At 72.4% G+C, this 26,402-nt stretch carries 17 protein-coding genes, 1 tRNA gene and 2 pseudogenes; 15 read left to right on the forward strand and 5 right to left on the reverse strand.

Features of this window, described 5'->3' with window-relative positions:
* The first annotated feature begins 204 nt into the window (after positions 1-204).
* From tmk to OG906_RS18930, 5 genes are all read left to right on the forward strand, one after another.
* Positions 205-3,432: a dTMP kinase gene (gene tmk, locus OG906_RS18910; RefSeq protein WP_329444329.1), complete on the forward strand. Its 3,228-nt coding sequence runs from the start codon at positions 205-207 to the stop codon at positions 3,430-3,432.
* Positions 3,433-3,573: 141 nt separating this feature from the next.
* Positions 3,574-4,785 (forward strand): DNA polymerase III subunit delta', encoded by a 1,212-nt coding sequence (locus OG906_RS18915; protein WP_329444331.1) that lies wholly within the window; start codon positions 3,574-3,576, stop codon positions 4,783-4,785.
* Positions 4,786-4,979: 194 nt separating this feature from the next.
* Entirely contained in the window at positions 4,980-6,566 is a 1,587-nt protein-coding gene (locus OG906_RS18920) for an alpha/beta hydrolase (RefSeq protein ID WP_329444334.1), read from the forward strand.
* A gap of 170 nt (positions 6,567-6,736) precedes the next feature.
* Positions 6,737-6,810, forward strand: a tRNA-Thr gene (locus OG906_RS18925).
* A 198-nt stretch (positions 6,811-7,008) separates the two neighbouring features.
* Positions 7,009-7,509, forward strand: coding sequence for a GNAT family N-acetyltransferase (locus OG906_RS18930; RefSeq protein ID WP_329444336.1), 501 nt, complete (start codon positions 7,009-7,011; stop codon positions 7,507-7,509).
* A 138-nt stretch (positions 7,510-7,647) separates the two neighbouring features.
* Here the strand turns inward: OG906_RS18930 and OG906_RS18935 are convergent, their stop codons facing one another.
* A complete protein-coding gene (locus tag OG906_RS18935; RefSeq protein WP_329444338.1) occupies positions 7,648-9,399 on the reverse strand; it encodes a bifunctional 3'-5' exonuclease/DNA polymerase in 1,752 nt (583 codons plus the stop codon).
* Between the two features lie 94 nt (positions 9,400-9,493).
* Between OG906_RS18935 and OG906_RS18940 the strand changes: the two genes are divergently transcribed.
* Positions 9,494-10,663: a DUF2786 domain-containing protein gene (locus tag OG906_RS18940; protein ID WP_329444340.1), complete on the forward strand. Its 1,170-nt coding sequence runs from the start codon at positions 9,494-9,496 to the stop codon at positions 10,661-10,663.
* A gap of 69 nt (positions 10,664-10,732) precedes the next feature.
* On the opposite strand, the gene tatA is transcribed toward OG906_RS18940, so the two are convergent.
* Positions 10,733-10,927: a Sec-independent protein translocase subunit TatA gene (gene tatA, locus OG906_RS18945; protein ID WP_329444343.1), complete on the reverse strand. Its 195-nt coding sequence runs from the start codon at positions 10,925-10,927 to the stop codon at positions 10,733-10,735.
* Positions 10,928-11,049: 122 nt separating this feature from the next.
* Here tatA and OG906_RS18950 point away from each other — a divergent pair, with 122 nt between their 5' ends.
* Positions 11,050-13,110, forward strand: a complete 2,061-nt coding sequence (locus tag OG906_RS18950) for an FUSC family protein (protein ID WP_329444345.1) — start codon at positions 11,050-11,052, stop codon at positions 13,108-13,110.
* Between the two features lie 258 nt (positions 13,111-13,368).
* Positions 13,369-13,614 (forward strand): DUF397 domain-containing protein, encoded by a 246-nt coding sequence (locus OG906_RS18955; RefSeq protein ID WP_267799886.1) that lies wholly within the window; start codon positions 13,369-13,371, stop codon positions 13,612-13,614.
* A gap of 178 nt (positions 13,615-13,792) precedes the next feature.
* Here the strand turns inward: OG906_RS18955 and OG906_RS18960 are convergent, their stop codons facing one another.
* Entirely contained in the window at positions 13,793-14,311 is a 519-nt protein-coding gene (locus tag OG906_RS18960) for an ATP-binding protein (protein ID WP_329444347.1), read from the reverse strand.
* 351 nt (positions 14,312-14,662) lie between these two features.
* Between OG906_RS18960 and OG906_RS18965 the strand changes: the two genes are divergently transcribed.
* The 5 genes and pseudogenes from OG906_RS18965 to OG906_RS18985 all read left to right on the forward strand — a co-directional run.
* Positions 14,663-15,541, forward strand: a complete 879-nt coding sequence (locus OG906_RS18965) for a helix-turn-helix domain-containing protein (RefSeq protein ID WP_267799888.1) — start codon at positions 14,663-14,665, stop codon at positions 15,539-15,541.
* Positions 15,542-15,633: 92 nt separating this feature from the next.
* Positions 15,634-17,091, forward strand: a complete 1,458-nt coding sequence (locus tag OG906_RS18970; protein WP_329444351.1) for an aldehyde dehydrogenase family protein — start codon at positions 15,634-15,636, stop codon at positions 17,089-17,091.
* Positions 17,092-17,154: 63 nt separating this feature from the next.
* A pseudogene (gene mrdA, locus OG906_RS18975) lies at positions 17,155-19,221 on the forward strand (penicillin-binding protein 2); the annotation flags it as partial.
* 100 nt (positions 19,222-19,321) lie between these two features.
* Positions 19,322-20,080: a MerR family transcriptional regulator gene (locus OG906_RS18980; protein ID WP_267799891.1), complete on the forward strand. Its 759-nt coding sequence runs from the start codon at positions 19,322-19,324 to the stop codon at positions 20,078-20,080.
* Between the two features lie 141 nt (positions 20,081-20,221).
* A pseudogene (locus tag OG906_RS18985) lies at positions 20,222-20,896 on the forward strand (DedA family protein); the annotation flags it as partial.
* Positions 20,897-21,052: 156 nt separating this feature from the next.
* Here OG906_RS18985 and OG906_RS18990 read toward each other — a convergent pair.
* Both OG906_RS18990 and OG906_RS18995 read right to left on the reverse strand, forming a co-directional pair.
* Entirely contained in the window at positions 21,053-22,699 is a 1,647-nt protein-coding gene (locus OG906_RS18990) for a threonine/serine ThrE exporter family protein (RefSeq protein ID WP_329444353.1), read from the reverse strand.
* A 293-nt stretch (positions 22,700-22,992) separates the two neighbouring features.
* Positions 22,993-23,487, reverse strand: a complete 495-nt coding sequence (locus tag OG906_RS18995) for an inorganic diphosphatase (RefSeq protein ID WP_008742522.1) — start codon at positions 23,485-23,487, stop codon at positions 22,993-22,995.
* 163 nt (positions 23,488-23,650) lie between these two features.
* On the opposite strand from OG906_RS18995, the gene dacB reads away from it, so the two are divergent.
* Positions 23,651-25,075, forward strand: a complete 1,425-nt coding sequence (gene dacB, locus OG906_RS19000; protein ID WP_329444355.1) for a D-alanyl-D-alanine carboxypeptidase/D-alanyl-D-alanine endopeptidase — start codon at positions 23,651-23,653, stop codon at positions 25,073-25,075.
* A 52-nt stretch (positions 25,076-25,127) separates the two neighbouring features.
* The gene (locus OG906_RS19005) at positions 25,128-26,273 is read left to right on the forward strand and encodes a zinc-dependent metalloprotease (RefSeq protein ID WP_329444357.1); all 1,146 of its coding nucleotides are present in this window, start codon (positions 25,128-25,130) and stop codon (positions 26,271-26,273) included.
* Positions 26,274-26,402 lie beyond the last annotated feature (129 nt).

Here is a 26,402-nt window from a genome sequence, read left to right on the forward strand (position 1 = left end):
GTCGATCGATCGGTTGGTCGATCGGTTGGTCGATCGGTTGGTCGATCGGTTGGTCGAACCGGGGTGAGTCGAGCCCGTGAAGGGCCCCCGCGCATGCCGCGCGGGGGCCCTTCGGTTTCCCGGACGAAGGGGTGGGTGCGGGGTCACACCCGGGGTTGTCCACAGGCCTCCGCAGCCACGATGCACAGCGGATAGGCTGGGCGGATGACGCGAGCCGAGCAGCCGACGGTCGTGACCGACACCGAGACCGCCGACGAGAACGCCACCTACGACGAAGCCCTGGCCGCGGACTCCCGCGAGCGCGCGGTGCGTGCCCTGCTGCGCGCCCCCAGACTGCGGCGTTTGTGGAGTGCCCAGTTGGTGAGCGGCATCGGCGATGCCCTCGCCCTGCTGGTCCTGGTGTTGCTGGCCTATCAGGCGGCGGTCTCCGAGGGAACCTTCGGGGACGGGTTCCGCGGAGCGGCCTTTGCCGTCGCGGCCGTGTTCGGGGTCCGGGTCGTGGCCACCGTGCTCTTCGGGGCCGTGCTCCTCGGGCCGCTCGCCAAGCTGACCGCCCCCGGGGGCAGGCTCGACCGCCGCTGGACGATGGTCGGCGCCGACGGGGTCCGGATCGCACTGTTCGTCGTCGCCCCCCTCTGGCTGGACTGGATCCCGGCGCACGCCATGACCGCGCTGCTGGCCACCGTCTTCGTGTCCGGGGCCGCCGAACGGCTGTGGACCCTGGCCAAGGACAGCGCGGCTCCCGCCCTGCTGCCCCCGCCGCCGCCGGAAGGGGCGACCGTACGGCCGCTCCCGGACCACCTCGACACGCTGCGGCGCCTGACCCTGCGCACCGCCTTCGCGGCGCTGCCCGTCGCGGCCGCCGCGCTGCTCGCCTCGACGCTGGTCGGCCGTGCGCTGGGCCTCGGCGTGGAGTGGTTCGCCGCGAACCAGGCCGCCCTGGGGTCCTACGTGGCCGCCGGTCTGTTCGCCGCGTCCGTGTCCCTGCTGCTTCCCCTGGTGCTGCCCGGCACGAAGACCCCGCGCCCGCGCTCCCCGCTGGAGGGGCTACGCGCCCCCAAGGCCGGCGACCGTCCCGACAAGGGCCGTACGGGCGCCGTCCCGCTGCTCGTCCTGGCCTCCGCCGCCGTCGCCGGAGCGGTGGCCTCCGCCGCCTCCGTCTCCGTACTGCACGGCTTCGACCTGGGCGGCGGGCCCGCCTCGTACGCCCTGCTGGTCCTCGCGCTGGTCGGCGGCACCGGCCTCGGCATCCGTGCGACCGAGGCCGGCAAGATCCTGCCCGCCCTGTCACGGCGCCGGCTGCTGGCCCTCGCCATAGCGGTGACCGGGCTCGCACTGCTGCTCGTCGGGCTGGTCCCGGACATGGCGACCGGGCTGTTCCTGGCCCTGATCGCGGGCACCGCCGCCGGTACCGCCGCCAACACCGCGCACACCCTGCTGGACCAGGAGACCGAGGAATTCCGCCGGGCCCGGGTCACCGAGCACCTCCAGGCCGTCGTGCGGGTGGCCGTGGCCGTCGGGGCGGTGGCCGCCCCGCTGCTCGCCGCCGCGATCGGCCCGCACCGGCTGGACGGCGGCGAGGTCGTCTTCTCCCACGGCGGCGCGGCCTTCACGCTGATGCTGGTCGGCGCGCTGCTGCTGCCCGTCGCCGTGGTGGTGCTGACCAAGGCCGACGACCGCAGCGGAGTACCGCTGCGACGCGACCTGCGCGAGGCGCTGCGCGGCGGGGAACCGCTCCAGGCCGCCTCCGCCACCGGCTTCTTTATCGCCCTGGAAGGCGGTGACGGCGCCGGCAAGTCCACCCAGGTGGAGGCGCTGGCCGACTGGATACGGGGCAAGGGCCACGAGGTCGTCGTCACGCGCGAGCCGGGAGCCACCCCGGTCGGCAAGCGGCTGCGCTCGATCCTGCTCGACGTGTCCTCGGCCGGGCTGTCGAACCGCGCCGAGGCGCTGCTGTACGCCGCCGACCGTGCCGAGCACGTGGACACCGTGGTCCGGCCCGCCCTGGAGCGGGGCGCCGTGGTCATCTCCGACCGCTACATCGACTCCTCCGTGGCCTACCAGGGCGCCGGCCGCGACCTGTCCCCGACCGAGATCGCCCGGATCTCCCGCTGGGCCACGGGTGGGCTCGTACCGAACCTGACCGTGCTGCTCGACGTGTCGCCGGAGACGGCCCGGGAGCGGTTCACCGAGGCGCCGGACCGGCTGGAGTCGGAGCCCGCGGAGTTCCACCGGCGCGTGCGCTCCGGGTTCCTGACGCTGGCCGCGGCCGACCCCGGGCGCTACCTGGTGGTGGACGCGGGCCAGGAACCGGGATCGGTGACCACCGTCGTCCGGCACCGCCTGGACCGGATGCTTCCGCTCTCCGAGCAGGAGATCGCGGCGCAGCTCGAAGCCCGACGGCTCGCCGAGGCCGAGGCGAAGCGCAAGGCGGAGGAAGAGGCGGCGCGCAAGGCCGAGGAAGAGCGGGTGCGCGTCGAGACGGAGGCCCGCAAGGCCCGCGAGGCCGAGGAGGCCCGGGTCAAGGCCGAGGCCGAGGCGGCGGAGGCACGGCGAGTCGCCGAGGAAGAGGCCGCCCGCAAGGCGGAAGAGGAGCGCCGGCGCGTCGCCGAGGAGGCCCGGGCCCGGGCCGAGGTCGAGCGCCTGCGCGCGGAGGCCGAGGAGAAGGCCCGCGCGGCGGAGGCCGAGCGACTGCGCGCCCAGGCGGAGGAGGAGGCCAGGCTGCGCGCCGAGGCCGAGGACCGTCGGCTGGAGAAGCAGCGCCGTGCCGAGGAGGCCCTGCTCAGGGCCGAGGAAGCACGCCGCTTGGCGGAGGCGTCGGCCGCCGCCTCGGCGGCTCGCGCGGCTGCCCAGGCCGCCGCCACGCCGCCGCCGGCACCGGCCCCGGCACCGGCGCCCGCCGATGCCCCGGCACCGGCGGGCGCACCCAAGATCGGCATGCGCAAGAACCCGCACCCGGACGACGCCATCACGGTGGAGACCCCGGTGGTCAAGCGGTTCGTGCAGCCCGACGACGTCACACAGACGGTCCCCGTGCCGAAGGTCGATCCGGCCGCGGAGACCTCGGTGCTGCCGCCGGTCCGTGACGCGGGTCCCGCCGACGGTCCTGCCCGGCAGGCCCCGGCGTCCTCCGGTCAGACCCCGTCCGCCTCCCGGCCGACGGTCCGCCGCCCCCAGGAGAACCCCGCCGACCGGGTGCCCTCGGACATCTTCCGGGAGCCCGGGAACCGCGGCCGGGGCGCGAAGGCGGACCGCGAGGACGACGTGACCCGCGAGCTTCCCGTCGTCGACGACGAGGGACGGCCGCGTCGGGCGCCTTCGGACTGGGCCGAGGCCACCCCGATGGACGACCTGCCGACCCTGGCGGACGAACTGCTGGGCCCGCGCAAGGACGACGAGGACGACGAGGACCGCCGGGGTCGCCGCCGCTGAGGGCGCTCGGGCGCTCGGGGCGCTCAAGGCGCTCGGGGTGTGGGCGGTGCCGGCGGAGCGGGCGGTGGGGCGCCGTCGGTGTCAGTGCCGTCCGTCAGAATGTGCACAGGTACACACGGACAGTGAAAGGTGGTGGGCGGGATGCCCGTATGGGACGACCTGGTGGGTCAGGAGCGCGTGCAGACGCAGCTCGCTGCCGCCGCCCGTGACGCCGACGCCCAGGTCACGGCCACGTCGGAGGGGACGCCGCAGCCCACCGGGTCCAAGATGACCCACGCCTGGCTGTTCACCGGCCCGCCGGGATCGGGGCGGGCCACCGCCGCCCGCGCCTTCGCGGCGGCCCTCCAGTGCACCAGCCCCGACCGCGCCCTCGGCGGGGAACCGGGCTGCGGCTTCTGCGACGGCTGCCACACCACCGTGATCGGCACGCACGCCGATGTGGAGATCGTCCGTACCGATCTGCTGTCCATCGGTGTGAAGGAGACCCGCGCCCTGGTCCGCCGGGCCCAGCTGTCGCCGGCCGTCGGGCGCTGGCAGGTCATCGTCCTGGAGGACGCCGACCGACTCACCGAAGGCGCCGGCAACGTCCTGCTCAAGGCCGTCGAGGAACCGGCTCCGCGGACGGTGTGGCTGCTGTGCGCGCCCTCCCTGGAGGACGTGCTGCCCACCATCCGCTCCCGCTGCCGGCACCTGACCCTGCGCACTCCGCCCGTGGCCGCCGTCGCCGAGGTGCTGATGCGCCGTGACGGCATCGAGCCCGCCCTCGCCGCCGCGGCCGCCCGGGCGACGCAGGGGCACATCGGCCGGGCCCGCCGACTGGCCACCGACGAGGCGGCCCGGACGCGGCGCAGCGCCGTGCTCAGACTGCCGCTCCGGGTGGACGACGTGGGCGACTGCCTCAAGGCCGCCCAGGAACTCGTCGACGCCGCCGCCGAGGACGCCAAGTACCTCGCGGAAGAGGTCGACACCAAGGAGACCGAGGAACTGCGGGCCGCGCTCGGGGCCGGAGCGGGCGCGGGCAGCAGGATGCCGAGGGGCACGGCGGGCGTCATGAAGGAACTGGAGGACCGGCAGAAGCGCCGCCGCACCCGTACCCAGCGCGACAGCCTCGACCTGGCGCTCACCGACCTCACCGGCTTCTACCGGGACGTGCTGGCCCTCCAACTCGGCTCGGGCCTCGCCATCGCCAATGAGGAGATACGGGGCGACCTGGACCGGATCGCCCGTGACTCGGGTCCGGAGCGCACGCTGCGGCGCATCGAGGCGATCATCGGCTGCCGGGAGGCCCTCGACCGGAACGTGGCCCCGCTGCTCGCCGTCGAGGCCATGACGATGGCGCTGCGCGCGGGCTGAACCGTGCGGCCGGACGCCGCCGGCGGGTGTTCGTCGCCCGCCGTCCGTTGACCTGTTCACCCGTACGAGCGTTCCGGCGCGGCGGCCGTGACACTCCCGGCCCGCGCCGGTGGTGGCCCGCGCCCGGGCGGCGGTCGGCCGCCCCGGACCGGCGGAGCCCGGCCGGGTGTCCCGGCAGGCCTTAGGCTCGCCGCATGGACACCAGTCGCCTGCTGCGAACCACCGGAACCGTGATCGCAGCCGCCGGGCTGCTGCTTGCCGGGTGTACCTCGGAGGGATCCGGGGGAACCCGCGCCGCCGCGTCCTCGTCCGGGAGTTCCGCGCCGAAGTCCACCGGGACGGCTGCGCCGGCCGCCGTCCCGGCCGCACTGCGTCCGTACTACGAGCAGAAGCTGAGCTGGCGCGACTGCGGTGTCCCCGGTTTCCAGTGCTCCACCATGAAGGCGCCGCTGGACTACGCGAACCCCGGTACCCCCGGTTCGGCGCAGTCCATCGACATCGCGGTGGCCCGCCGCGTGGCCACCGGCCCGGGCAAGCGGCTCGGCTCGCTCGTGGTCAATCCGGGCGGGCCCGGCGGTTCGGGCATCGGGTACCTCCAGGCGTACGCGGGCATCGGCTACCCGGCGGCCGTGCGGGCCCGGTACGACATGGTGTCCTTCGACCCGCGCGGAGTGGAGCGCAGCAGCCCCGTCGAGTGCCTGTCCGGGCCGGAGATGGACCGGTTCACCCAGGTGGACCAGACACCGGACGACAAGGCGGAGCAGGCCCTGCTGGTGGCGGCGTTCAAGAAGTTCGCGGCGGGCTGCAAGACGCGCTCGCAGCGGGTCCTGCCGCACGTCTCCACCGTCGAGGCCGCGCGGGACATGGACATCCTCAGGGCGACGCTGGGCGACGAGAAGCTGTCGTACGTCGGGGCCTCGTACGGCACGTTCCTGGGGGCGACGTACGCGGACCTCTTCCCGGGCCGGGTCGGCCGGCTGGTCCTGGACGGGGCGATGGACCCGTCCAGGCCCGCGCTCGAACTCAACCGGGACCAGACGGCCGGATTCGAGACGGCGTTCCGGTCCTTCGCCAAGGACTGCGCGAAGCAGCCGGAGTGCCCGCTCGGCTCGGGCGACCCGGACGCGGTGGCGCAGCGGCTGAACGAGTTCTTCCGCAAGCTGGACGCCCAGCCGGTGCCCTCGGGAGACCCGGCCCGCCCCCTCGGGGAGTCGCTCGCGACGACCGGGGTGATCGCCGCGCTGTACGACGAGAGCGCGTGGCCGCAACTGCGCGAGGCGCTCACCTCGGCGATGAACGGCGACGGCGCCGGCCTGCTGGCGCTCGCCGACAGCTACTACGAGCGCGAGGCGGACGGCACGTACGCGAACCTGATGTTCGCCAACGCCGCCGTGAACTGCCTCGACCAGCCGCCAGCCTTCTCCGGGCCGGAGGCCGCCCAAGCGGCGCTGCCCTCCTTCGAGAAGGCCTCGCCGGTCTTCGGCGCGGGGCTCGCCTGGGCCTCGCTGAACTGCACGTACTGGCCGGTGAAGCCGACCGGATCGGCGCGGGCGCTGGAAGCCAAGGGCGCCGCGCCGATCGTGGTGGTGGGCACCACCCGGGACCCGGCGACCCCGTACAAGTGGGCGCAGGCGCTGGCGGGCCGGCTCGACTCTGGCACGCTCCTGACGTACGACGGCGACGGACACACGGCGTACGGACGTGGCAGCGACTGCATCGACACCGCGATCAACACGTACCTGCTGGAAGGCAAGGCACCGAAGGACGGCACCAAGTGCTGACGGGCCCGCGCGCGGCGCATAGACCTCCCACGGGCGGACCATCTGTCCGGGTTTGTTGCTGTTTCCCGAAGGCCGGACAACCCGGTTCAGGGCACCCGGTTTAACCCTGTAGACTTGGCGCCGCTGCTGATGAGAGCGTCCCTTCGGGGGAATTCTCGTCTCCCAGCGGTGCCGCCTTAGCTCAGTTGGCCAGAGCAACGCACTCGTAATGCGTAGGTCTCGGGTTCGAATCCCGAAGGCGGCTCTGTAGAAGCCTCAGGACTCACTCGCCGTGACCTGGGGCTTTTGCTTTGCCCGGGGGCGGGTTGGATGGGGGCCTCGGCTGGGGGCGCGAGGTTCAACCGGTCGGGCCTGCGGGGCGGGAGGGGCCGAGCCCCCACACCGGGCTCGTGGTGCGTGCGGATTAGGGTCGTCCGTGAGGAACGGACGAGGGAGAACAGACATGCACGGACAGGCCGCGGAGCACGCCACTCAGGATCCGCAGGAAGGCGCCGGGGTCGTTCTGCGCGTCGCGGGCGAGGCGGACGTTCCGGTCGCCGCCGAGCTGTTCCGCGGTTATCTGGACTTCTACGAGGTGACCGCCGAGGACCCCGACCAGCCGCGGGCCTTCCTCGCCGAACGCATCCGCAAGGACGAGTCGCTCGTCCTGCTCGCCGATGTAGCGGAGATCGGAACGGTCGGCTTCGCCCAGGTCTACCGCACCTTCTCCTCGCTCTCCATGCGGCCCATGTGGATCCTGTACGACCTGTACGTCGCCCCGGCCGGTCGGCGTACCGGCGCGGGCCGGGCGCTGCTGCGCGAGGTGCTGCGCCGCGCGGCCGAGGCCGGGGTCTCCGGCGTACAGCTGGAGACCGCCTACGACAACCACATCGCCCAGGGGCTGTACGAGTCGGAGGGCTTCGAACGCGACGCGTTCCACGTCTACTTCCACGGCCTCGACTGACCCGCACCCGGCTCCGAACGGCTGCCCGTCCCGAACGGGCTGCGGGCCCGGGTCCCGAACGGGCTTCGGGACGGCGGTGTTTCACGTGAAACACCGCCGCGCGGCGACCGCGTCAGGTCGGTCGCCGCGCCGGGGGGTTCACTTCGCGTCCGCGTAGCACTCCACGACCGCCGTGGTGAACGGGAACCGGACCGGGGTGTCGCCGAAGGCGATGCGCCCGGCCCGGTCACCGGCGGCGCGGATGGCCTCCGCGACGGCTTCGGCCTCCTCCGCCGGGCAGTGCACGATGACCTCGTCGTGCTGGAAGAACACCAGCTCGGCCCGCATCCCGGCGGCGGCGATGGACTGCCGCAGCGCCGCGAGCAGCAGGAGCGCCCAGTCCGCCGCACTGCCCTGGACGACGAAGTTCCGGGTGAACCGGCCGCGTGCACGGGTGTTGGTCGAGGCGTAGCTCGGGGTCCAGCCGTCGTCCCGGTCCTGCGGCACGCCGGCCTCGCCGTCCGGGTCCGTGTCGGCGGCGGAGACCGGGGGCGGGCAGGTCCGGCCGAGCCAGGTCCGCACGAGCCGCCCCTCCTCGCCGGCGCGCGCGGCGTCGTCGACGTACGCCACGGCCCGGGGGAAGCGGCGTCGGAGTGCGGCCAGATTCTTGAGGCCGTCGCCCGAGGTCTGCCCGTACACCGCGCCGAGGACGGCCAGTTTGGCCATGTCCCGGTCCCCGGAGAAGCCCTGCCGGGAGATGGCGGTGTAGAGGTCCTCGGGACGGCCCGCGACCTCCATGAACGCCGGGTCGCGGGAGATCGCGGCCAGTACCCGGGGCTCCATCTGGTCGGCGTCCGCGACGACGAGTCGCCAGCCGGGGTCCGCGACGACGGCCCGCCGGATCACCTTGGGGATCTGCAGGGCCCCGCCGCCGTTGGTGACCCAGCGGCCGGTCAGGGTGCCTCCGGGGATGAACTCGGGGCGGAAGCGGCCGTCGTGGACCCAGTCCGCGAGCCAGGACCAGCCGTGGGCGGTGTGGATCCGGTACAGCTTCTTGAACTCGATCAGCGGCTTCACGGCCGGGTGGTCCAGCTCCTGGATCTCCCAGCGGCGGGTGGACTTGAGCTTGATGCCGGTCTCGGCGAAGGCCTTGACGACGTCGGCGGGCAGATCGGGGCGCACCCGGCGGCCGAACGCGGCCGACACCTCGTCGGCCAGCTCCGCGAGCCGGCGGGGCTGCCCGCTGCCCGCGTACCGCTCGCCGAGCAGCTCGGTGAGCAGGGCGCGGTGCGTGTCGGCCCGCCAGGGAAGGCCCGCGCGGTGCATCTCGGAGGCCACCAGGAACGCGGCCGACTCGGCCGTGGTGAGGAGCCGCATCCGGTCGGGGTGGGCGGTGGCGTCGTGCCGTTCCACCTGGTCGGCGTGGACGGCGATCAGGGCGTCCAGGGGGACCGGGGCGGGCTGTGGCTCGAAGAGGGAGTCCTGGGCACCGGGCTCGGCCGCGCGTTGCGGGGGATCCGGCGGTACGGGCCGGCCCTCCAGCCGGGCCCAGGCGGCGGCGGCCGAGCGGGGCTCGCCGAAGCGGCCCTCGTGGCGCAGGAGCAGCAGTTCGGCGTTCTCGATGTCGTAGCACCGTTCGACGCGGACCCCGGCGGCGAGCAGGCGCGGGTACACGGCGGCGGTGGAGCGCCACACCCACCGGGTGCCGTCCGGGGCCGCGCGTACGGCCTCGGCGACCTGCCGCGCGCGCACCGCCGGTGCCCCGGCCGTCGCCGTCCCGCCGACACCGCTGCCCCCGCCGGTGCTGCCAACCCCGCCGGCCTCGCCGGTCCCGCCGGGTTCGATGGGTGCGGCGTGCCACCAGCCGTCGCCGTCCTCGGCGAGGGCCCAGCGGGGGGTGCGGTCGGTCATGTCCGCGAGTGTCCCACCGGGGTGTGACAGGGGTCCCGCACCCCTGTCCGACCTGCGCGGCGGTGGCCGGGGTGGGCCGTGCCAAGCTGGAGCGGTGAGAGACATCGTCGACCGTGCCTGTGAAGCCGCCCTGTACGCCGACGGCGACAGTGGCCTGGACACCGGGGCCTCGCTGCTCGCCGCCGACACCGCCCGCTGGAGCGGGGCCGCGCGGGAGTTGCTGGTGCGCGGGGAGGGGTACGTACGGCAGGCCTGGGAGCGGGGCTGGCGGCCGGCCGACGTGGTGCGACTGGTGCGCCGGGACCTCGACGAGACGCACGTGCGGATCGCGGGGGACCTGGTCGCCGCCGAGGCGCGGCGCTACGCGCGCCTGCCCGAGCGGTGGACCGACGCCGAGGTGTGGTGGGGCGACGACGCCGGGTACGGGGACGCCCTCGCGGCACGGGAGCGGACGGACCGGTTCTCCCTGGCGACCTCCGTCCTGGAGGTGTTCCGCCTGCTGATCCGGCTGCCCTCCATCGAGCCCGTCGGGCCCCTTCCCGGCGACCCGACGGACGCCTTGGAGCACGCCCACATCGAGCCCCGCATGCTGGGTCGGATCCGCGCGCTGCTGGCGAAGGCCGAGGCGACGAACTTTCCCGAGGAGGCCGAGGCGCTCAGCGCGAAGGCGCAGGAGCTGATGGCCCGGCACACGGTGGACGAGGCCCTGCTGGCCGCGCGCGGCGCCGGGCCCGACCGGCGGCCCGGCGCCTGCCGGATCGGGGTGGAGCCCCCGTACGAGGAGGCCAAGGCGGTGCTGCTGGACGCGGTGTCCACGGCGAACCGCTGTCGGGCGGTGTGGAACAGCGGCTTCGAGTTCTCCACGGTGGTCGGCTTCGAGAGCGATCTGGAGGCGGTGGAGCTGCTCTACACCTCGCTGCTGGTGCAGGGGACGGCGGCGATGACCCGGGCCGAGGCGGCGCAGCGCTCCGGCGGGCGCAAGCGGACCAAGACGTTTCGGCAGTCGTTCCTGTTGGCCTACGCGAGCCGGCTGGGCCAGCGGCTGGCCGAGACGGCCGAGCACACCGCCTCCGAGGTCCCCGACAACCTGCCCGCCCTGGTGGCCCGCGACGTGGCGGTCAGCTCCCGGGCCGAGGAGATGTTCCCCCGCACGACCACGACCCGGCTGCGCGGCGCCACCGACCTGGCGGGATGGGAGGACGGCACGGCGGCCGCCGACCGGGCACGGGTGGGCGGCGGCGAGCGCCGCTCCCTGCCGGGCTGAGCCCGCCGCCCAAGGCTCACGCGCCCGCCCCGGCCCCCGCCCTCCTGCCTCGGTGCCCCGTCGGGGGCGTCAGTGCTCCGTCGGGGGCGTCGGGCCCGACGCGGGGGAGTCCTCCGCGCGCAACGCCCGCGTCTCCGACTTCAGGATCCGCATCGACCGGCCCAGCGAGCGGGCCATGTCGGGCAGCTTCTTCGATCCGAACACCAGCAGGCAGACGACGAGCAGCACGATCAGGTGCCAGGGCTCAAGGGCGTTGCGGAGCATGACGTACCCGCCTTTCGGACGATTGCGGTCGTGAGGGGTGTGATGATCCGCCTTATGGAACAGCCATGTGCCATACCTGTACAAATCTGAAGAAGTCCTGAAAGAGCCTTAGGCTCGACCCCATGAGCTGGCTCCGGGCGCTGAAGCACACCGCCCTGACCGGCATGAAGGTCGAACGCACCCGCCTCGAACCGCTCGTCGCCCTGCGCGCCGCCGTCGGCCTCGCGATCGTGATCGGCTTCGGGCTCGCCTTCCTGGGCCCCGGAGCGGCCGCCAGCTCCGCCTTCGGCGCCTTCATGGCCGCGATCGCCACCTTCCAGAAGAGCTGGCGCCCGCGTCCCGTCCTCGCCCTCGCCTCCGGGCTGACCCTGGCCGTCTCCACCTTCGTCGGCTACCTCGTCGGCTCCTCGCACACCGGTCTGTTCCTCGCCCTCCTCGCCGTCTGGACCTTCGCGGCGGGCCTCCTCTGGGCGGCCGGCCCCACCGCCGGGATCATCGCCTCCGGCAACGTCGCGGTCATGCTCGTCACCGTGACCCTGCCGACCTCCGTCGCGCAGGCCGCCGGGCACGCCGCGATGATCGCCGCCGGCGGGGTGGTGCAGGCCCTGCTGATCGTGCTGTTCCCGATCCGTCGCTGGGGCGCCCAGCGCGACGCCCTGGCCGACGCCCTCGCCGCCGAGGCCGACTACGCCCGCCGGCTGCGCCACGACCCCGTCTGCGCCTTCGACCCGCAACCCCTGATGCGGGCCCGCGATGCCGCCACCGTGACCGCGCGTCAGGCCCGCCGCCGGCCCGCCGAACTGCACGGGGCGCGGGGGCTCGCCGAACGGGTCCGGCCCGTCCTCGCCTCCCTCGCCGACCCGGCCGTCGGGGCGCCGGCCGAGGGACCGGCGCGGGACCGGGTACGGGAACTGCTGGACGCCGCCGGCACGGTACTGGACGCCGCCGCGCGGGCGATCCGGCACGGGGACCCGGTACGCCTGCCCGCGCCGGCCCTGGCCGTGCTGAAGTCCCCCGACACGGCGGACCTCCTGACCGGGGCGCCGCTGCGGGCCGCGCGCCGGCTCGCCGCGCTGCTGGACGACGTGCTGGAGACCGCCGAGCCCCGCTCCGGCCGGCCCGTCGCCCCCGACGACTCGATGCTCCGGCCGACCCTGACCGCACTGGTGCCGACGGTCCTGAGGTCCGTACGGGCCGAACTGCACCCGGACTCGCCGATCCTGCGGCACGCCGTGCGCGTCACCGCCGTGGCCTGCGCGGGGTACCTCATCGGGCAGGTCCTGCCGTTCGGTCACGGCTACTGGGCCCCGATGGCCTCCGTCATGATCATGCGGCCGGACTTCAGCCAGACGTACGCGCGGGCCGTCGCCCGCTTCACCGGAACCCTCGTCGGGGTCGCCGTCGCCACCGGCATCGTGCAGCTCGCGCAGCCGGGGATGTACCTGTCCGGGTTCCTCGCGGTGGTCAGCGCGGGCCTGATGTACGTCCTGATGCGCACCAGTTACGCCGTATCGCAGGTCTGCGTGTCCGCGTACGTCGTGTTCCTGCTCGGCATGGGCGGCGTCCGCTGGGACCAGACCGTGCCCGACCGGGTCGCGCTCACCCTGGTCGGCGGACTCCTCGCGATGCTCGCCTACGCCCTCTACCCGGCCTGGGAGACCCCGAGGCTGCGCACCCGCCTCGCCGACTGGATCGCGGCCGACGGACGGTACGCGGCGGCCGTGCTCGGCCACTACGCCGCCCCGGCCGACGCCCGTCGGGCGGACGTGCGCACCGCCCTGCTGGCCGCCCGGGACGCCCGGATCGACTGGCAGGACGCCGTGGACCGGGCGGCCGGGGAACCGGTGCGCCACCGCGGCCTGTCCCGTGCGGCGGCCGACGGCGCGGGCGAGGCGGTGGCCGCCCTCGGGCGCAACGCGATGCTGCTGGAGGCCCACCTCCCGGACCGCTCGCAGGCCCCGGTGCCCGGTGCGGCCGCCCTGGCCGAGGCGGTGCGCGCCGACACCGAGGCGGGTGCGAAGGAGGTCCGGGAGCGCGGTGTTCCGCGATGGGAGCGCGTGCGCGCGCTGGTCGCGGACGAGGGCGCGCCGGTGTGGGGCGCCCCGGACCCGGGGGTGCTGCGCGCGGCCGGCCGGCAGCTCCTGGACGCGCTGGACGAGGTGTCCGAGGCACTGCGGACCTGAGGGTCCGGGCCGCGGTGGCCGCCTTCCCTTTCCCGACGGGAAGAGGAAGGGGCGCCCCGCGTGAAGGGGAAGGGCCGCCCCGCGCGCGAATGCGCCGGTCGCGCCCGGCACAATGCGAGGGTCGCTCCCGTGACGAATGCGGTGGCCGCTCCGGTGACGACGACAGCACCCTCCGTGCACGTGCATCTGCCCATGCAGCTGCTTATGAACAGAGCTATGATCCGGTGCAGTTGACATCTGCACTATCGGGGGCTTCCTGTGGACCACGCGTACAACGGGATGGCAGCTGCAGAACTCGCTTCCTTGTACGGGCTGACCTGGCAGAAGAGCAGACACAGCAACTCGCAAGGTTCCTGTGTCGAGTTCGCGAAACTGCCGGACGGCGATGTCGCCATGCGCAATTCGCGATTCCCGGACGGTCCGGCCCTGGTCTACACGCCGGCGGAGATAGAGGCGCTGCTCCTGGGCGTCAAGGACGGCGAGTTCGACCACCTGATCGCCTGATCGGAACCTGATCGGAACAGCGCAATGATCAAGCCATGCACGTGCACTGGCCGGGACTGATCGAAAGGATCAATCCCGGCCGGTTGCCGTTCATGGGCTGAAATTTCCCCGCGCGGACGCGCGGGTGACGCCCCCTCGATCGGTGGGGACGTCGGGACGGTCGACGGGTGACGTCGGGTCAGTCCTGGAGCATGAAGAGCGCCCAGACGACCTTGCCGGTCAGGCGCCCGGCGAGCGGGTGCCAACCCCAGCTGTCGCTGTACGAGTCCACCAGGAACAGCCCCCGCCCGGACTCCAGGTCGAAGTTCTCCTCGGTCCGCTCCGGCGAGAACGCCCCGCCCGGCCGGTCCTCGCTGGGGTCCCGCACCGCACACACCAACCGGGTGCTCCACCGCATCAGGTGGAGCCGAACCGGCGGCTCCGGCGCGTCCGAAGCCGGGCGTCCCACCCTGTCCTCGTCGGGCAGGGCATGGCGCAGCGCGTTGGTGACGAGCTCGGAGACGACGAGGGAGACATCGTCGAACCGGTCGTCGAGGCCCCACTGGGACAGCGTCGACCGGGTGAACGAACGCGCCCCGCGGACGGCCTCGAAGCGGGCGGGCAGGGCGCAGGAGGCGGACCCGGAGACAGCCGTGGGGTCGACCGGGGGCAGCCCCTGCCGTAACGGCTCGAGCATGGTCGATCCATTCGTCCCCATGCGAGGCACTCCCGGGATTCGCGGACGGAGCGGCGGCTGTCGTCCAGAAAGAACTGCGGGGTGGGTCGGTCCGGCTCCTGCGCGATGAAGAACGCAGGTGCGCGGGACCATCGTTCCGAATGCGGAAGCCGGATGCAAGGGCAGATGCACGTGCACGCGCCGGACCTGTCCCCTCCCGTGACGGTTCTTGCTCATTTCTTCCTACGCATACTTACGGACTTCTTTTCCGGGACGCCGGATTCCGTTACAGAACGAGTACGGGTCATAGCGTTTTGGTGGCAGACTGCGGGCCCTGGGGTTCGGGGGCCCCGGGACGCGACACACCGCGCAGACCACGCGCACACCATTGCGATGGGGAGGGCAGGACTAGTGACCGCAGACGCCGGCGGTTCCGTGGTGCGCCGCATCCTCCTGGGCTCACAGCTCAGGCGACTCCGAGAATCCCGCGGCATCACCCGTGAGGCGGCCGGCTACTCGATCCGCGCATCCGAATCGAAGATCAGCCGCTTGGAGTTGGGAAGGGTGAGCTTCAAGGCAAGGGACGTCGAGGACCTCCTGACGCTCTACGGAGTGACCGACGGCGCGGAGCGGGAGTCCCTCCTGGGGCTGGTCCGCGAGGCCAACGCCGCGGGCTGGTGGCACAGTTACGGCGACGTGCTGCCCGGGTGGTTCCAGACGTACATCGGACTGGAGGGTGCGGCCTCGCTCATCCGCATCTACGAGGTCCAGTTCGTCCACGGCCTGCTGCAGACCGAGGCCTACGCGCACGCCGTCGTCAAGCGCGGCATGCCCGGTGCCACGCCCGGCGAGATCGACCGCCGCGTCGCCCTGCGCCTGGAGCGGCAGAAGGTCCTCGTGTCGGAGAGCGCCCCGGTCTTCCACGCCGTCCTCGACGAGGCCGCGCTGCGCCGCCCCTACGGCGACCGCGACGTGATGCGCGGGCAGTTGGAGCACCTCATCGAGGTCTCGCAGCGGCCCAACGTGCAACTTCAGGTCATGCCCTTCTCCTTCGGCGGGCACGCCGGTGAGAGCGGAGCCTTCACCCTGCTGCGCTTCCCGGAGTCCGATCTCCAGGACATCGTGTATCTGGAACAGCTCACCAGTGCCCTCTACCTGGACAAAGAAGAGGAAGTGGGTCAGTACGCGCGGGCCATGGAGCGGCTCCAGGAGGACTGCCCCGACGCGGACCGGACCCGCGATCTCCTGCGCGGACTGCTTCAACTGTCTTGATCCGCACGTACTATGACGTCTGATCAGTGCATGACGATGACCGATCGGTCTCCGGTGCAGCGCACGGGTGCGCGCTCGCAGTAAGGGATGGCATGTCCATATTCGACGACCTGGCTCACCAGTACATCGACGGCGAATGGCTGGCCGGCACCGGTTCGTGGGACATCATCGACGTCAACCCGTACAACGGGGAGAAGCTCGCGGCCATCACGGTGGCCACCGTCGAGCAGGTGGACCGGGCCTACCGCGCCGCCGAGCGCGCCCAGAAGGAATGGGCCGCCACCAGCCCCTACGCGAGACGCGCCGTCCTGGAGCGCGCCCTGCGGATCACCGAGGACCGCCGCAAGGAAATCGTCGAGGCGATGATCGACGAGCTCGGCGGCACCCGCCCCAAGGCCGAGTACGAGGTCGACCTCGCGATGGAGTTCATCCGCGAGGCGATCCAGCTGGCCATCCGGCCCGAGGGCCGCATCCTGCCCTCCCCGGTCGCGGGCAAGGAGAACCGCGTCCAGCGGCTCCCCGTCGGCGTCGTCGCGGTCATCAGCCCCTTCAACTTCCCCTTCCTGGTGACGATCAAGTCCGTCGCCCCGGCCCTGGCCCTCGGCAACGCCGTCCTGATCAAGCCCAACCAGAACGCGCCCGTGGTCGGCGGCGGGGTCATCGCCAAGATCTTCGAGGACGCGGGCCTGCCGGCCGGCCTGCTCAACGTCCTGGTCACCGACATCGCCGAGATAGGCGACGCGATCCTCACCCACCCCGTCCCGAAGGTGATCTCCTTCGCCGGATCGGACCGGGTCGGACGGCACGTCGGCGCGGTCGCCGCCCGCCACTTCAAGCGGACCGTCCTGGAACTCAGCGGCAACAGCGCGCTGGTCGTCCTCGACGACGCCGACCTCGACTACGCCGTGGACGCCGCCGTCTTCAGCCGGTTCGTGTACCAGGGCCAGGTCTGCATGGCCGCCAACCGCATCCTCGTCGACGCCTGCGTCGCCGAGGAGTTCACCGAGAAGTTCACCGCGCGGGTGCGCGGCCTGAAGACCGGTGACCCGCGCGAGGCCGACACCCACATCGGCCCGCTGATCAACTCCTTCCAGGCCGACGCGCTCACCGCCCTCGTGGACCGCGCCGTCGAGTCAGGCGCCCAGGCGCTCGTACGAGGGTCTACGCGCGGCAACCTCGTCGAACCGACCGTGCTGGCCGGCCTCCCCGAGGACTCCCCGCTGCTGGGCCAGGAGATCTTCGGCCCGGTCGCGCTGCTGGTGGTCTTCGACGGCGAGGACGACGCGGTCCGGCTCACGAACGCGACCCCGTACGGGCTCAGCGGAGCGGTCCACACACGCGACGTGGAACGCGGGGTCCGCTTCGCGCAGCGGATCGAGACCGGGATGATCCACGTCAACGACTCCACCATCGGCGACGAGCCGCTGGCGGCCTTCGGCGGCGAGAAGGCCTCGGGTCTGGGACGGCTGAACGGCGACGCCACGGTGGAGGCCTTCACCACCCAGAAATGGATCTCGGTCCAGCACGGACGGACGCAGTTCCCGTTCTAGGCGGGGCTCCTCTTAGACTCGGCCGGGCAAGCTGCAGGCGCGCACGTCCCGGGGAGAGCCGAGTTGACCAACATTCCGGAGACCGGGCGGACCCAGCGGGTCCAGAACCGCCTCGTGATCATCCAGATAGTGGTCTTCTCGCTGCTGCTGACGCTCGGCGGGCGCCTCTGGTACCTCCAGATCCGCAACGGCCAGGAGTACACGGACGAGGCGAAGAACAACCACACCCAGCAGGTGGTCCAGCCCGCCGTGCGCGGTTCCATCCTCGACTCCCGCGGGGTCCCGCTGGCCGACAACGAGACCCGCATGGTGGTCTCCGCCAGCCGCACCGACCTGTCGAAGATGAAGGACCGCGGCAAGGACGTCCTGACCCGTCTCGCAGGGGTCCTCGGCCTCGACGCCGCCGAGGTCACCGACAGCGTCCGGCTGTGCGACGCCAAGACCCCCAAGCCCTGCTGGAACGGATCCCCGTACCAGCCGATCCCCATCACCGACGAGGCGACCACCGAGCAGGTCCTGGAGATACGCGAGCACGCCGAGCAGTTCCCCGGCATCACCGCCGAACCCACCGCCCTGCGCCGCTACGCCGCCCCCGACCAGGCCAACACCTCACAGGTGCTGGGCTACCTCTCCCCGGTCACCGACGAGGAGATCACCAAGGCCAAGAACTCGGACTCCCCCTACCTGCGCTCCGACCAGGTGGGCCGCTCCGGCCTGGAGCGCACGTACGACAAGGACCTCCGCGGCAAGGCCGGCGTGACCCACTACGAGGTGGACAACCTCGGCCGGGTCATCGGTCAGGCCGAGAGCGTCAAGCCGCAGCCCGGATCGAACGTCGTGACCTCGATCGACTCGCGGGTGCAGGCCGTCGCCGAGCGGGAACTGAACGGCGCGATGATCGAGGCCCGCAAGGGCTACGACAAGAACACGCACCGCAACTACGAGGCCGACTCCGGCGCCGTCGTCGTCATGGAGTCCAAGACCGGCCGGATCGTCGCGATGGCCTCCAACCCGACCTACGACCCCAACGCCTGGGTCGGCGGGATCTCAGCCAAGGACTACAAGGCCCTCACCGAGAAGGGCTCCAACTACCCGCTGCTGAACCGGGCCATCCAGGGCCAGGCCGCCCCCGGCTCCATCTTCAAGGTGGTCACCTCCACGGCCGCCGTGAACGCCGGCTACCCGTTCAACGGCCGCTACCCCTGCCCCAGCTCGTACTCGGTGGGCAGCCAGACCTTCACCAACTTCGAGTCCCAGGGCTACGGCGACATCACCATCGGCAAGGCCCTCGAAGTGTCCTGCGACACCGTCTACTACGGCATCGCGGACCGTGAGTGGAAGAAGGACGGCGGCATCAAGCCCAAGAAGAACCCCGAGGACTGGTTCTTCAAGACGGCCCACGAGTTCGGCCTGGGCAAGCGCACCGGCATCGACCTGCCCAGCGAGGTGCCCGGCCGGGTCCCCGACCGGCAGTGGAAGAAGGACTTCTTCGAGGCGAGCAAGGCCGCCTGGTGCCGGGACGGCAAGAAGGACGGCACCTACGGCGAGAAGATCGCCTACGAGAACTGCCGCCAGGGCAACCAGCTCCGCGAGGGCGACGCGATCAACTACTCCATCGGCCAGGGCGACACCCTCGTCACCCCCCTCCAGATGGCCTCCGTCTACGCGGCCATCGCCAACGGCGGGACCCTGCACCAGCCCGCCGTCGGCAAGGCCGTCATCAGCCCCGACGGCACCTCGGCCCGGGAGATCGCGCCCAAGGAACTGGGCCGCCTCCCCATGGACAAGAAGCTCCGGGACAACATCGACCAGGCCCTGGCCTCCGTGGTCACCGACGGCAGCGCCGCCTGGCGCTTCGGCGGCTGGCCGCAGCAGCAGATCCCGATGCACGCGAAGACCGGCACCGCCGAGGTCCAGGGCAAGCAGACCACCTCGTGGTTCGCCTCGTACACCGCCGACTACTCGATCGTGATGACGATCTCGCAGGGCGGCACCGGCTCCGGCGCCTCGGGCCCGGCGGTCCGCAACATCTACGAGGCCATGTACGGCCTGGACGACGCCGGCAAGCAGGACCTCTCCAAGGCCCTCCTGCCCAAGCCGCGCACCGCGCTCCCCGCGATCAAGCCGGAAGCCCGCTAAGCCCTGTCGCACGCCTTGGCGCGCGGGCTTGCACCTCACGTGGCGTGAGGCGCCACAGTGAGGGGCGTACTCGACCAGAGGAGCGGGAACGATGGGCCATTCCGTGGGCCAGGTCGCCGGGTTCGCCGGAGTCACGGTGCGCACCCTGCACCACTACGACGAGATCGGGCTGCTCTCCCCGAGCGGCCGCAACCACGCGGGGCACCGGCGGTACGACGACGCCGACCTCGACCGGTTGCAGCGCATCCTGTTCTACCGGGAGCTCGGCTTCCCGCTCGACGAGGTCGCCGTATTGCTGGACGACCCGGAATCGGACCCGAGGGAGCACCTGCGTCGGCAGCACGCCCTCCTGACCGACCGGATCGCCCGGCTCCAGCAGATGGCCAAGGCCGTCGAGCACGCCATGGAGGCGAAGAAGATGGGCATCGACCTCACGCCCGAGGAGCGGTTCGAGGTGTTCGGGGACAAGGATCCCGAGCGGTACGAGCAGGAGGCGCGGGAGCGCTGGGGCGACACCGAGACCTACGCGGAGTCGCAGCGCCGGGCCGCCACGTACACGAAGGACGACTGGAAGCTGATGCAGGACCAGGTGGCGGACTGGGGTGTCCGCTACTCGGCCCTGATGGACGCCGGCGAGCCCGCCGACGGCGAGCGCGCCATGGACATGGCCGAGGAGCACCGGCAGCACATCGGCACGTGGTTCTACGACTGCGGGTACGAGCTCCACACGTGCCTCGGCGACATGTACGTCGCCGACGAGCGGTTCAAGGAGTTCTACGACTCGATGCGGACGGGTCTCGCCGAGCACCTGCGGGACGCGATCACCGCCAACGCCATCCGGAAGGTGTAGCCGGGGCGCGGGCAGAAGTTCCCCGCCCGGTCCCCGCAGGTACCTGGAACCTGGCGGGGACCGTGTGCGTTCATAATTGGAACCACCCGTCCTGCCTCGTGTCCCCGCACACACCCCCCGATCCAGGAGATCCCGGAACTCGTGTACACGCTTGCGCTCGGCCCTGAGTGGCTGTCCCCGGAGTACCTGATCGGGCATTTCGGCCTGATCGGCATCCTGGTCATCGTCTTCGCGGAATCCGGCCTCTTCGCGTTCCTGCCCGGCGACTCCCTGCTCTTCACCGCGGGCCTGTTCGTCGCGAGCGGCGACATCAGCCAGCCGCTGTGGCTCGTGTGCACCCTGATCGTGGCCGCCGCGATCATCGGTGACCAGGTGGGCTACCTGATCGGCAAGTACTTCGGTCCGAAGCTGTTCAACCGCCCGAACAGCAAGGTGTTCAAGCGGGAGAACCTGGACGCCGCGCACGACTTCATGGAGAAGCACGGCCCCAAGGCGATCGTGCTGGCCCGCTTCGTGCCGATCATCCGCACCTTCGCGCCGATGGTCGCGGGCGCCGGCGCGATGAAGTACCGCACCTTCCTGACCTACAACGTCATCGGCGGCATCGCCTGGGGCGCGGGCGTCACCTGCCTCGGCTACCAGCTGGGCCAGTTCGACGTCATCAAGGACAACGTCGAGACGATCTTCATCGGCATCGTGCTGATCTCCGTCATCCCGGTGATCATCGAAGTGCTCAAGGCCCGCAAGAACAAGGCGAAGGCCGGCGAGAGCGCCGCCCGGCCCGGCGACGGCCCCCAGGACGACCCGCAGCCCCCCGGCGGTCGCGGCCGGCACGCGAAGCGCTGACCTTCCCCACCCGGGCCCTCCACGGCCCGCACACGGCCCCACACGGCCGCGCACACGGCCCTGTCGTACGACGAACGCCCCGCCCGACCCTTCCGGTCCGCGGGGCGTTCGTCGTGGGGGAGGGTTCTAGAACCCGCGGGTGCGCTTCGCGGCCCGGCGGTTGGCGGCGCTCGCGGCCCCCGGGATGCGCATGAAGAGCCGCGAGGCCTCCGACCCGAGGTTGACGCCGATCGCGATGGCCAGGGCGATGGCCGCGGCGTTCACCAGCGACCCGAGCCCCTCGTTGAACCGGTTCTCCGCGATCAGTAGCAGCCCGTAGTACGTGGCCGAGCCCGGCAGCAGCGGGCCGATCGCCGCCGTCGTGTAGGGCAGGGCGGAGGCGAAGCGGTAGCGGGAGAAGAGCTGCCCGAACAGGCCGACCAGCCCGGCGGCGATGGCCGTGGACGGCACGGGCGGGATCTCGCCCGCGTAGTGCAGGGCCCCGTAGGTGATCCAGGCGACGGCGCCGTTGAGCGTCACGATCAGCACCGTGGAACGTTCCTGCTGGAGCAGGACCGCGAAGGTGAACACCAGCACCATCGACGCGGCGATCTGGATCAACGGCCGCTGGGTGATCTGGAGGACCTCGTCGGGGTTCGGCTGAGCGTCGAGCTGGAGCCCGATGTACAGCACGACCAGCACGCCCATGATGATGCCGATGAAGAGGTACATGACCTCCAGCAGCCGGGCCGACGCAGTGATGTAGTAGCCGGTCAGACCGTCCTGCACGGCCGCGACCAGGGCCCGCCCCGGCAGCAGCGCGAACAGCCCACCGGTGATCACCGCCGAGGCCTTGACGTCGATCTCGGCCAGCTTCAGCGCCACCCCTATCGCGGCGGGCGGCATCGCGGCGACCACGAACTGGTAGAACTCCGGCAGCCCGCGCCCCGCGCACAGCCAGGCCAGCCGGTCGCCCAGGACCGCACCGATCGCGGCGGCGAGGAAGACGAGCACCCCACCGCCGACCAGGGTGGAGGCCGCCCCCGCGAGCAGCCCCGCGGACGCGGTGAGCATCCACCCGGGGTACGGGTGCCGGTTGCGGCGGATCTCGGCGAGGCGGCGGTAGGCCTCCTCCAGCGAGACGTCCATCTCGTGGGCGCTGATGTCGTCCACCAGCCGGAAGACGGCCGCGAGCCGGTTGTAGTCGGTACCGCGACGGCGCACCGTCCGGTTCGCCGAGACCGGATCGTCCACCAGCGAGGGCTGGTGCGTGACGGACAACATGGTGAAGGTGACGGTGGGCTCACAGCGGTCCAGGCCGTAGCTGCGGGCCACGGCGAACATCGCCGCCTCCACGTCCTCGGCTCCCTCGCCACCGGCCAGCAGCAGCTCGCCGATGCGCAGCGTGAGGTCGAGCACGCGGCCCACGGCGGGCCCGGACTCGCTCACCCGCTGCACGGCCTCCGGCACGGGCCGCACGTCCACCGGCATGCGCAGCATCGTGCGCATCCGGTCCTGCCAGGGGGACTCCTTCATCCGCACCACGGGGAAGCCCTGGCCGGGCGTGTACGCGGGCGGGGACTGAGCGGCCGTGTAGGTGTGCGGCGTGGCGAACGCGGACCCCTCGGGCTCCACGGCCACCGACGCCAAACCGTCCGGAACGGCGAACTCCGAGGTCGGTTGATCGTCCTCCGGCGCCTCCGCGTGTATCCCGGCGGGTGCCGTGAACGCACTGCGTGCCTCGTCGGATTTCGGCTTCCGATCCTCGGAACCGACGCCCTCGCCCTCCGCCACCCGTCCTCCAGTCCACCGGCCTGATCATCAGTATGCGGAACACGCCCGTCCACGGCGAAAGCGGAAGGCCGCGCCCCGACCCCGCCTGCCCGACTTTCCCGCCCGCACCCGACGGCCGCCGGGCGGGAACCCGACGCGGCCGCGGGGCGGGAACCCGACACGGACGCCGGGCGGGCGCGGGGCCGGACGCCGGGCGGGAACGACAACGGGCGGCACCCCCGGCGAAAGGGGATGCCGCCCGCGATGTCATCGGGGTGCCGGTACGAACCGCCCACCCGTCACCGAGCCGAAGCTCAGTGGTGGCCGCCCTGGGCCTCAAGGCGCTTGTACGAGGCCTCGATCTCGGCCTCGGCCTCGGTGCGACCGACCCAGTTGGCGCCCTCGACGGACTTGCCGGGCTCCAGGTCCTTGTAGACCTCGAAGAAGTGCTGGATCTCCAGGCGGTCGAACTCGGACACGTGGTGGATGTCGCGCAGGTGCTCGACACGCGGGTCCGAGGCGGGGACGCACAGCAGCTTGTCGTCGCCACCGGCCTCGTCCGTCATGCGGAACATGCCGATCGCGCGGCACTTGATCAGGCAACCGGGGAAGGTCGGCTCGTCCAGGATGACCAGGGCGTCCAGCGGGTCGCCGTCCTCGCCGAGGGTGTTCTCGACGAAGCCGTAGTCGGCCGGGTAGCTGGTCGAGGTGAAGAGGCGACGGTCCAGACGGATCCGGCCGGTCTCGTGGTCCACCTCGTACTTGTTCCGCGAACCCTTGGGGATCTCGATGGTGACGTCGAACTCCACGTCCTGCTCCTCCATGATCAGCTTCATTGCTTCGGGACTGCGTTGACTCACCTGCGTGCGCGTCCGATCCAGCCCTGCCGGGTGGGGTGCCATGCTCGCGGCAAGACGCAGTGGTTAAGTGTCCCTCACGCATAAGTGTGATCGCGAAAGGGGCTGGTCCGAGGTGCCATTGGACAAGACGTGGCAGCTCATCGCGGGGTCGGCCGTGGCCGGCCTCGCCCTCTCGCTGGCGACGGTGGCCGCCGCCGGTCCGTGGGACTCCGGCCAGCGTAAGGCCGAGCGGGACAGGGCCGCCTCTTGGAGCCGTACGGGTGGCGCAGATCACGCCGCCGGCGGCCTCCCGCAGGCCGCGCCGAGCGCCCCCGGGGTACTGGCCGGGATCGGCCGGGCGCCCCGGCAGGTGACCGCGGGCGGCACCGCACTGGCCGAGGCCCTGGAACCCCTGCTGGCCGACCGCGGACTCGGCGACCTCCGATCGGCCGCCGTGGTGGACACCGCCACCGGACAGGTCCTCTTCGAATCCCGCGCGCGCGAGGCCATGACCCCCGCCTCCACGGTCAAGATCGCCACGGCCGCCGCCGCCCTCGCCGCCCTCGGCCCCGAACACCGGATCCGCACCACCGTCGTCCCCGGCACCGGACCCGGACAGATCGTGCTCGTCGGCGGCGGCGACCCCTCCCTCACCGCCAAGAAGAAGGCACCGGCCGGCTCCGGCGGCAGCCTCGTCGCCCTCGCCGCCGACACGGCCCGCGCCCTCAAGGCCGCCGGGACGACCTCCGTCGCCCTCGGCCACGACGACTCGCTCTACACCGGACCGACCCGCCACCCCATCGGCGTCAACGACAACATCGCCCCCGTCACCGCCCTCATGGCCGACGAGGGCCGCCCCGACGACTCCGTCTCCGGACCCGTCGACCGCACCGAGGACCCCACCGGGGACACCGCCCGCGCCTTCGCCGCCCTGCTCTCGGAACGCGGCATCAAGGTCACCGGCGACCCCACCGAGGCCAAGGCACCCACCGGGGCCAAGCCGCTCGCCACCACCCTCTCCACCCCCCTGGGCGGCCTCGTCGAGCGGATGCTGACCAACAGCGACAACGACATCGCGGAGGCCCTGGCCCGCCAGACCGCCATCGCCTCCGGACAACCCGCGAGCTTCGAGGGCGGGGAGAAGGCCGTCGCCGCCCGGCTCGCCACCCTCGGCGTCGACGTCACCGGCGCCCGCTTCGCCGACGGCAGCGGCCTGGCCCGCGCCGACCGGGTCACCACCGCCCTGCTGACCTCCCTCCTCGCCAAGTCCGCCGACCCCGAGCGCCCCGAGCTGCGGCCGGTCCTCACCGGCCTGCCCGTCGCCGGATTCTCCGGAACCCTGCGCGCCCGCAACGCCGGGAACTCCCCGGCCGCCGGCCTGGTCCGCGCCAAGACCGGCACGCTGAGCGGGGTGAACGCCCTCGCCGGCACCGTCGTGGACCCGTCCGGACGGTTGCTCGCCTTCGCGTTCCTGACGGCGAACAGCCCCGACCCCGCCGCCGCCGAGAAGGGCCTGGACAAGCTGGCCGCCACCGTGGCGGCCACATCCGGGCCGTGACCGCGCCCTTCGGGGGGATCCGCCGCGGCGCCGGTCCACGTACGGTTGACGCATGACGAGCATCGGTGGTGTGGAGATGGTCGACTGGAACCTCGCGGTGGCGACCGCGACCCGGCTGGTCCGGCCGGGTCCGGAGGTCAGCCGCGACGAGGCCCGGGCGGTGGTGGCGGAGCTCCGCCGGCACGCCAAGACCTCGGAACGGCACGTGCGCGACTTCACCCGGATGCTGCCCGACGGCGCCGAGGTGCACGACACTCCCGTCCTGGTCGTCGACCGGGCCGGCTGGGTCAAGGCCAACGTGGCCGGCTTCCGCGAACTGCTGGGACCCCTGCTCGGCAAGATGCAGGAGCGCCGCGAGGGAACCCCCGGCGGCTCCGTGCTCGGCGCGTTCGGCGGCAAGGTCACCGGCGTCGAGCTGGGCATGCTGCTCAGCTTCCTGGCCTCCCGGGTGCTCGGCCAGTACGAGACCTTCGCACCGGCGGGCCTCGACCTGCCGGGCTCCGCCGCCGGCGGCGGCCGACTGCTCCTCGTCGCGCCGAACATCGTGCACGTGGAACGCGAGCTGGAGGTCGATCCGCACGACTTCCGCCTGTGGGTCTGCCTCCACGAGGAGACGCACCGTACGCAGTTCACGGCCGTCCCGTGGCTCCGCGCCCACCTGGAGGGCGAAATCCAGACGTTTCTCGGCGCCACCGAGATGGACCCGATGACCGTCCTGGAACGACTCCGCGAAGCCGCCCAGTCCTTCTCGGGCGCCCGCCCCGACGCCGAACGCGGCGAAGAGGGCCGCTCGCTGGTCGAACTGGTACAGACCCCCGAACAGCGAGAAGTACTGGGCCGGCTCACCGCCGTCATGTCCCTGCTGGAAGGCCACGCCGACTTCGTCATGGACGGGGTCGGCCCCGAGGTGGTGCCCTCGGTCGCCGAGATCCGGGAGAAGTTCCAGCAGCGCCGGGCCAGCGGGGCCGGCCGGCTCGACGCCACCCTGCGCAAGCTGCTCGGCCTGGACGCCAAGCTCCGCCAGTACCGCGACGGCGAACGGTTCGTCCGGGCGGTCGTCGGCCAGGTCGGCATGGACGGCTTCAACCGGGTCTGGACCTCCCCGAACACGCTGCCGACCAAGGCGGAGATCGCCAAGCCCGCGGACTGGGTCGCCCGGGTCCACGGCAAGGGGAGCGAGGACGGCGGATCGGAGTGAGTCCGGGCGCCCGGCCCGCCCCGGGCGCCCGGAACCGCGCGACGGCCGCGCGACGCGACCCGTCGTGCGCGGCGCGGCCAAGCGCCGCGCCGAAGGGTCCTGTTACCCGACTCACCCGCCCGGCAGGCT

The sequence above is a fragment of the Streptomyces sp. NBC_01426 genome (genome assembly GCF_036231985.1).
GTDB lineage: Bacteria > Actinomycetota > Actinomycetes > Streptomycetales > Streptomycetaceae > Streptomyces.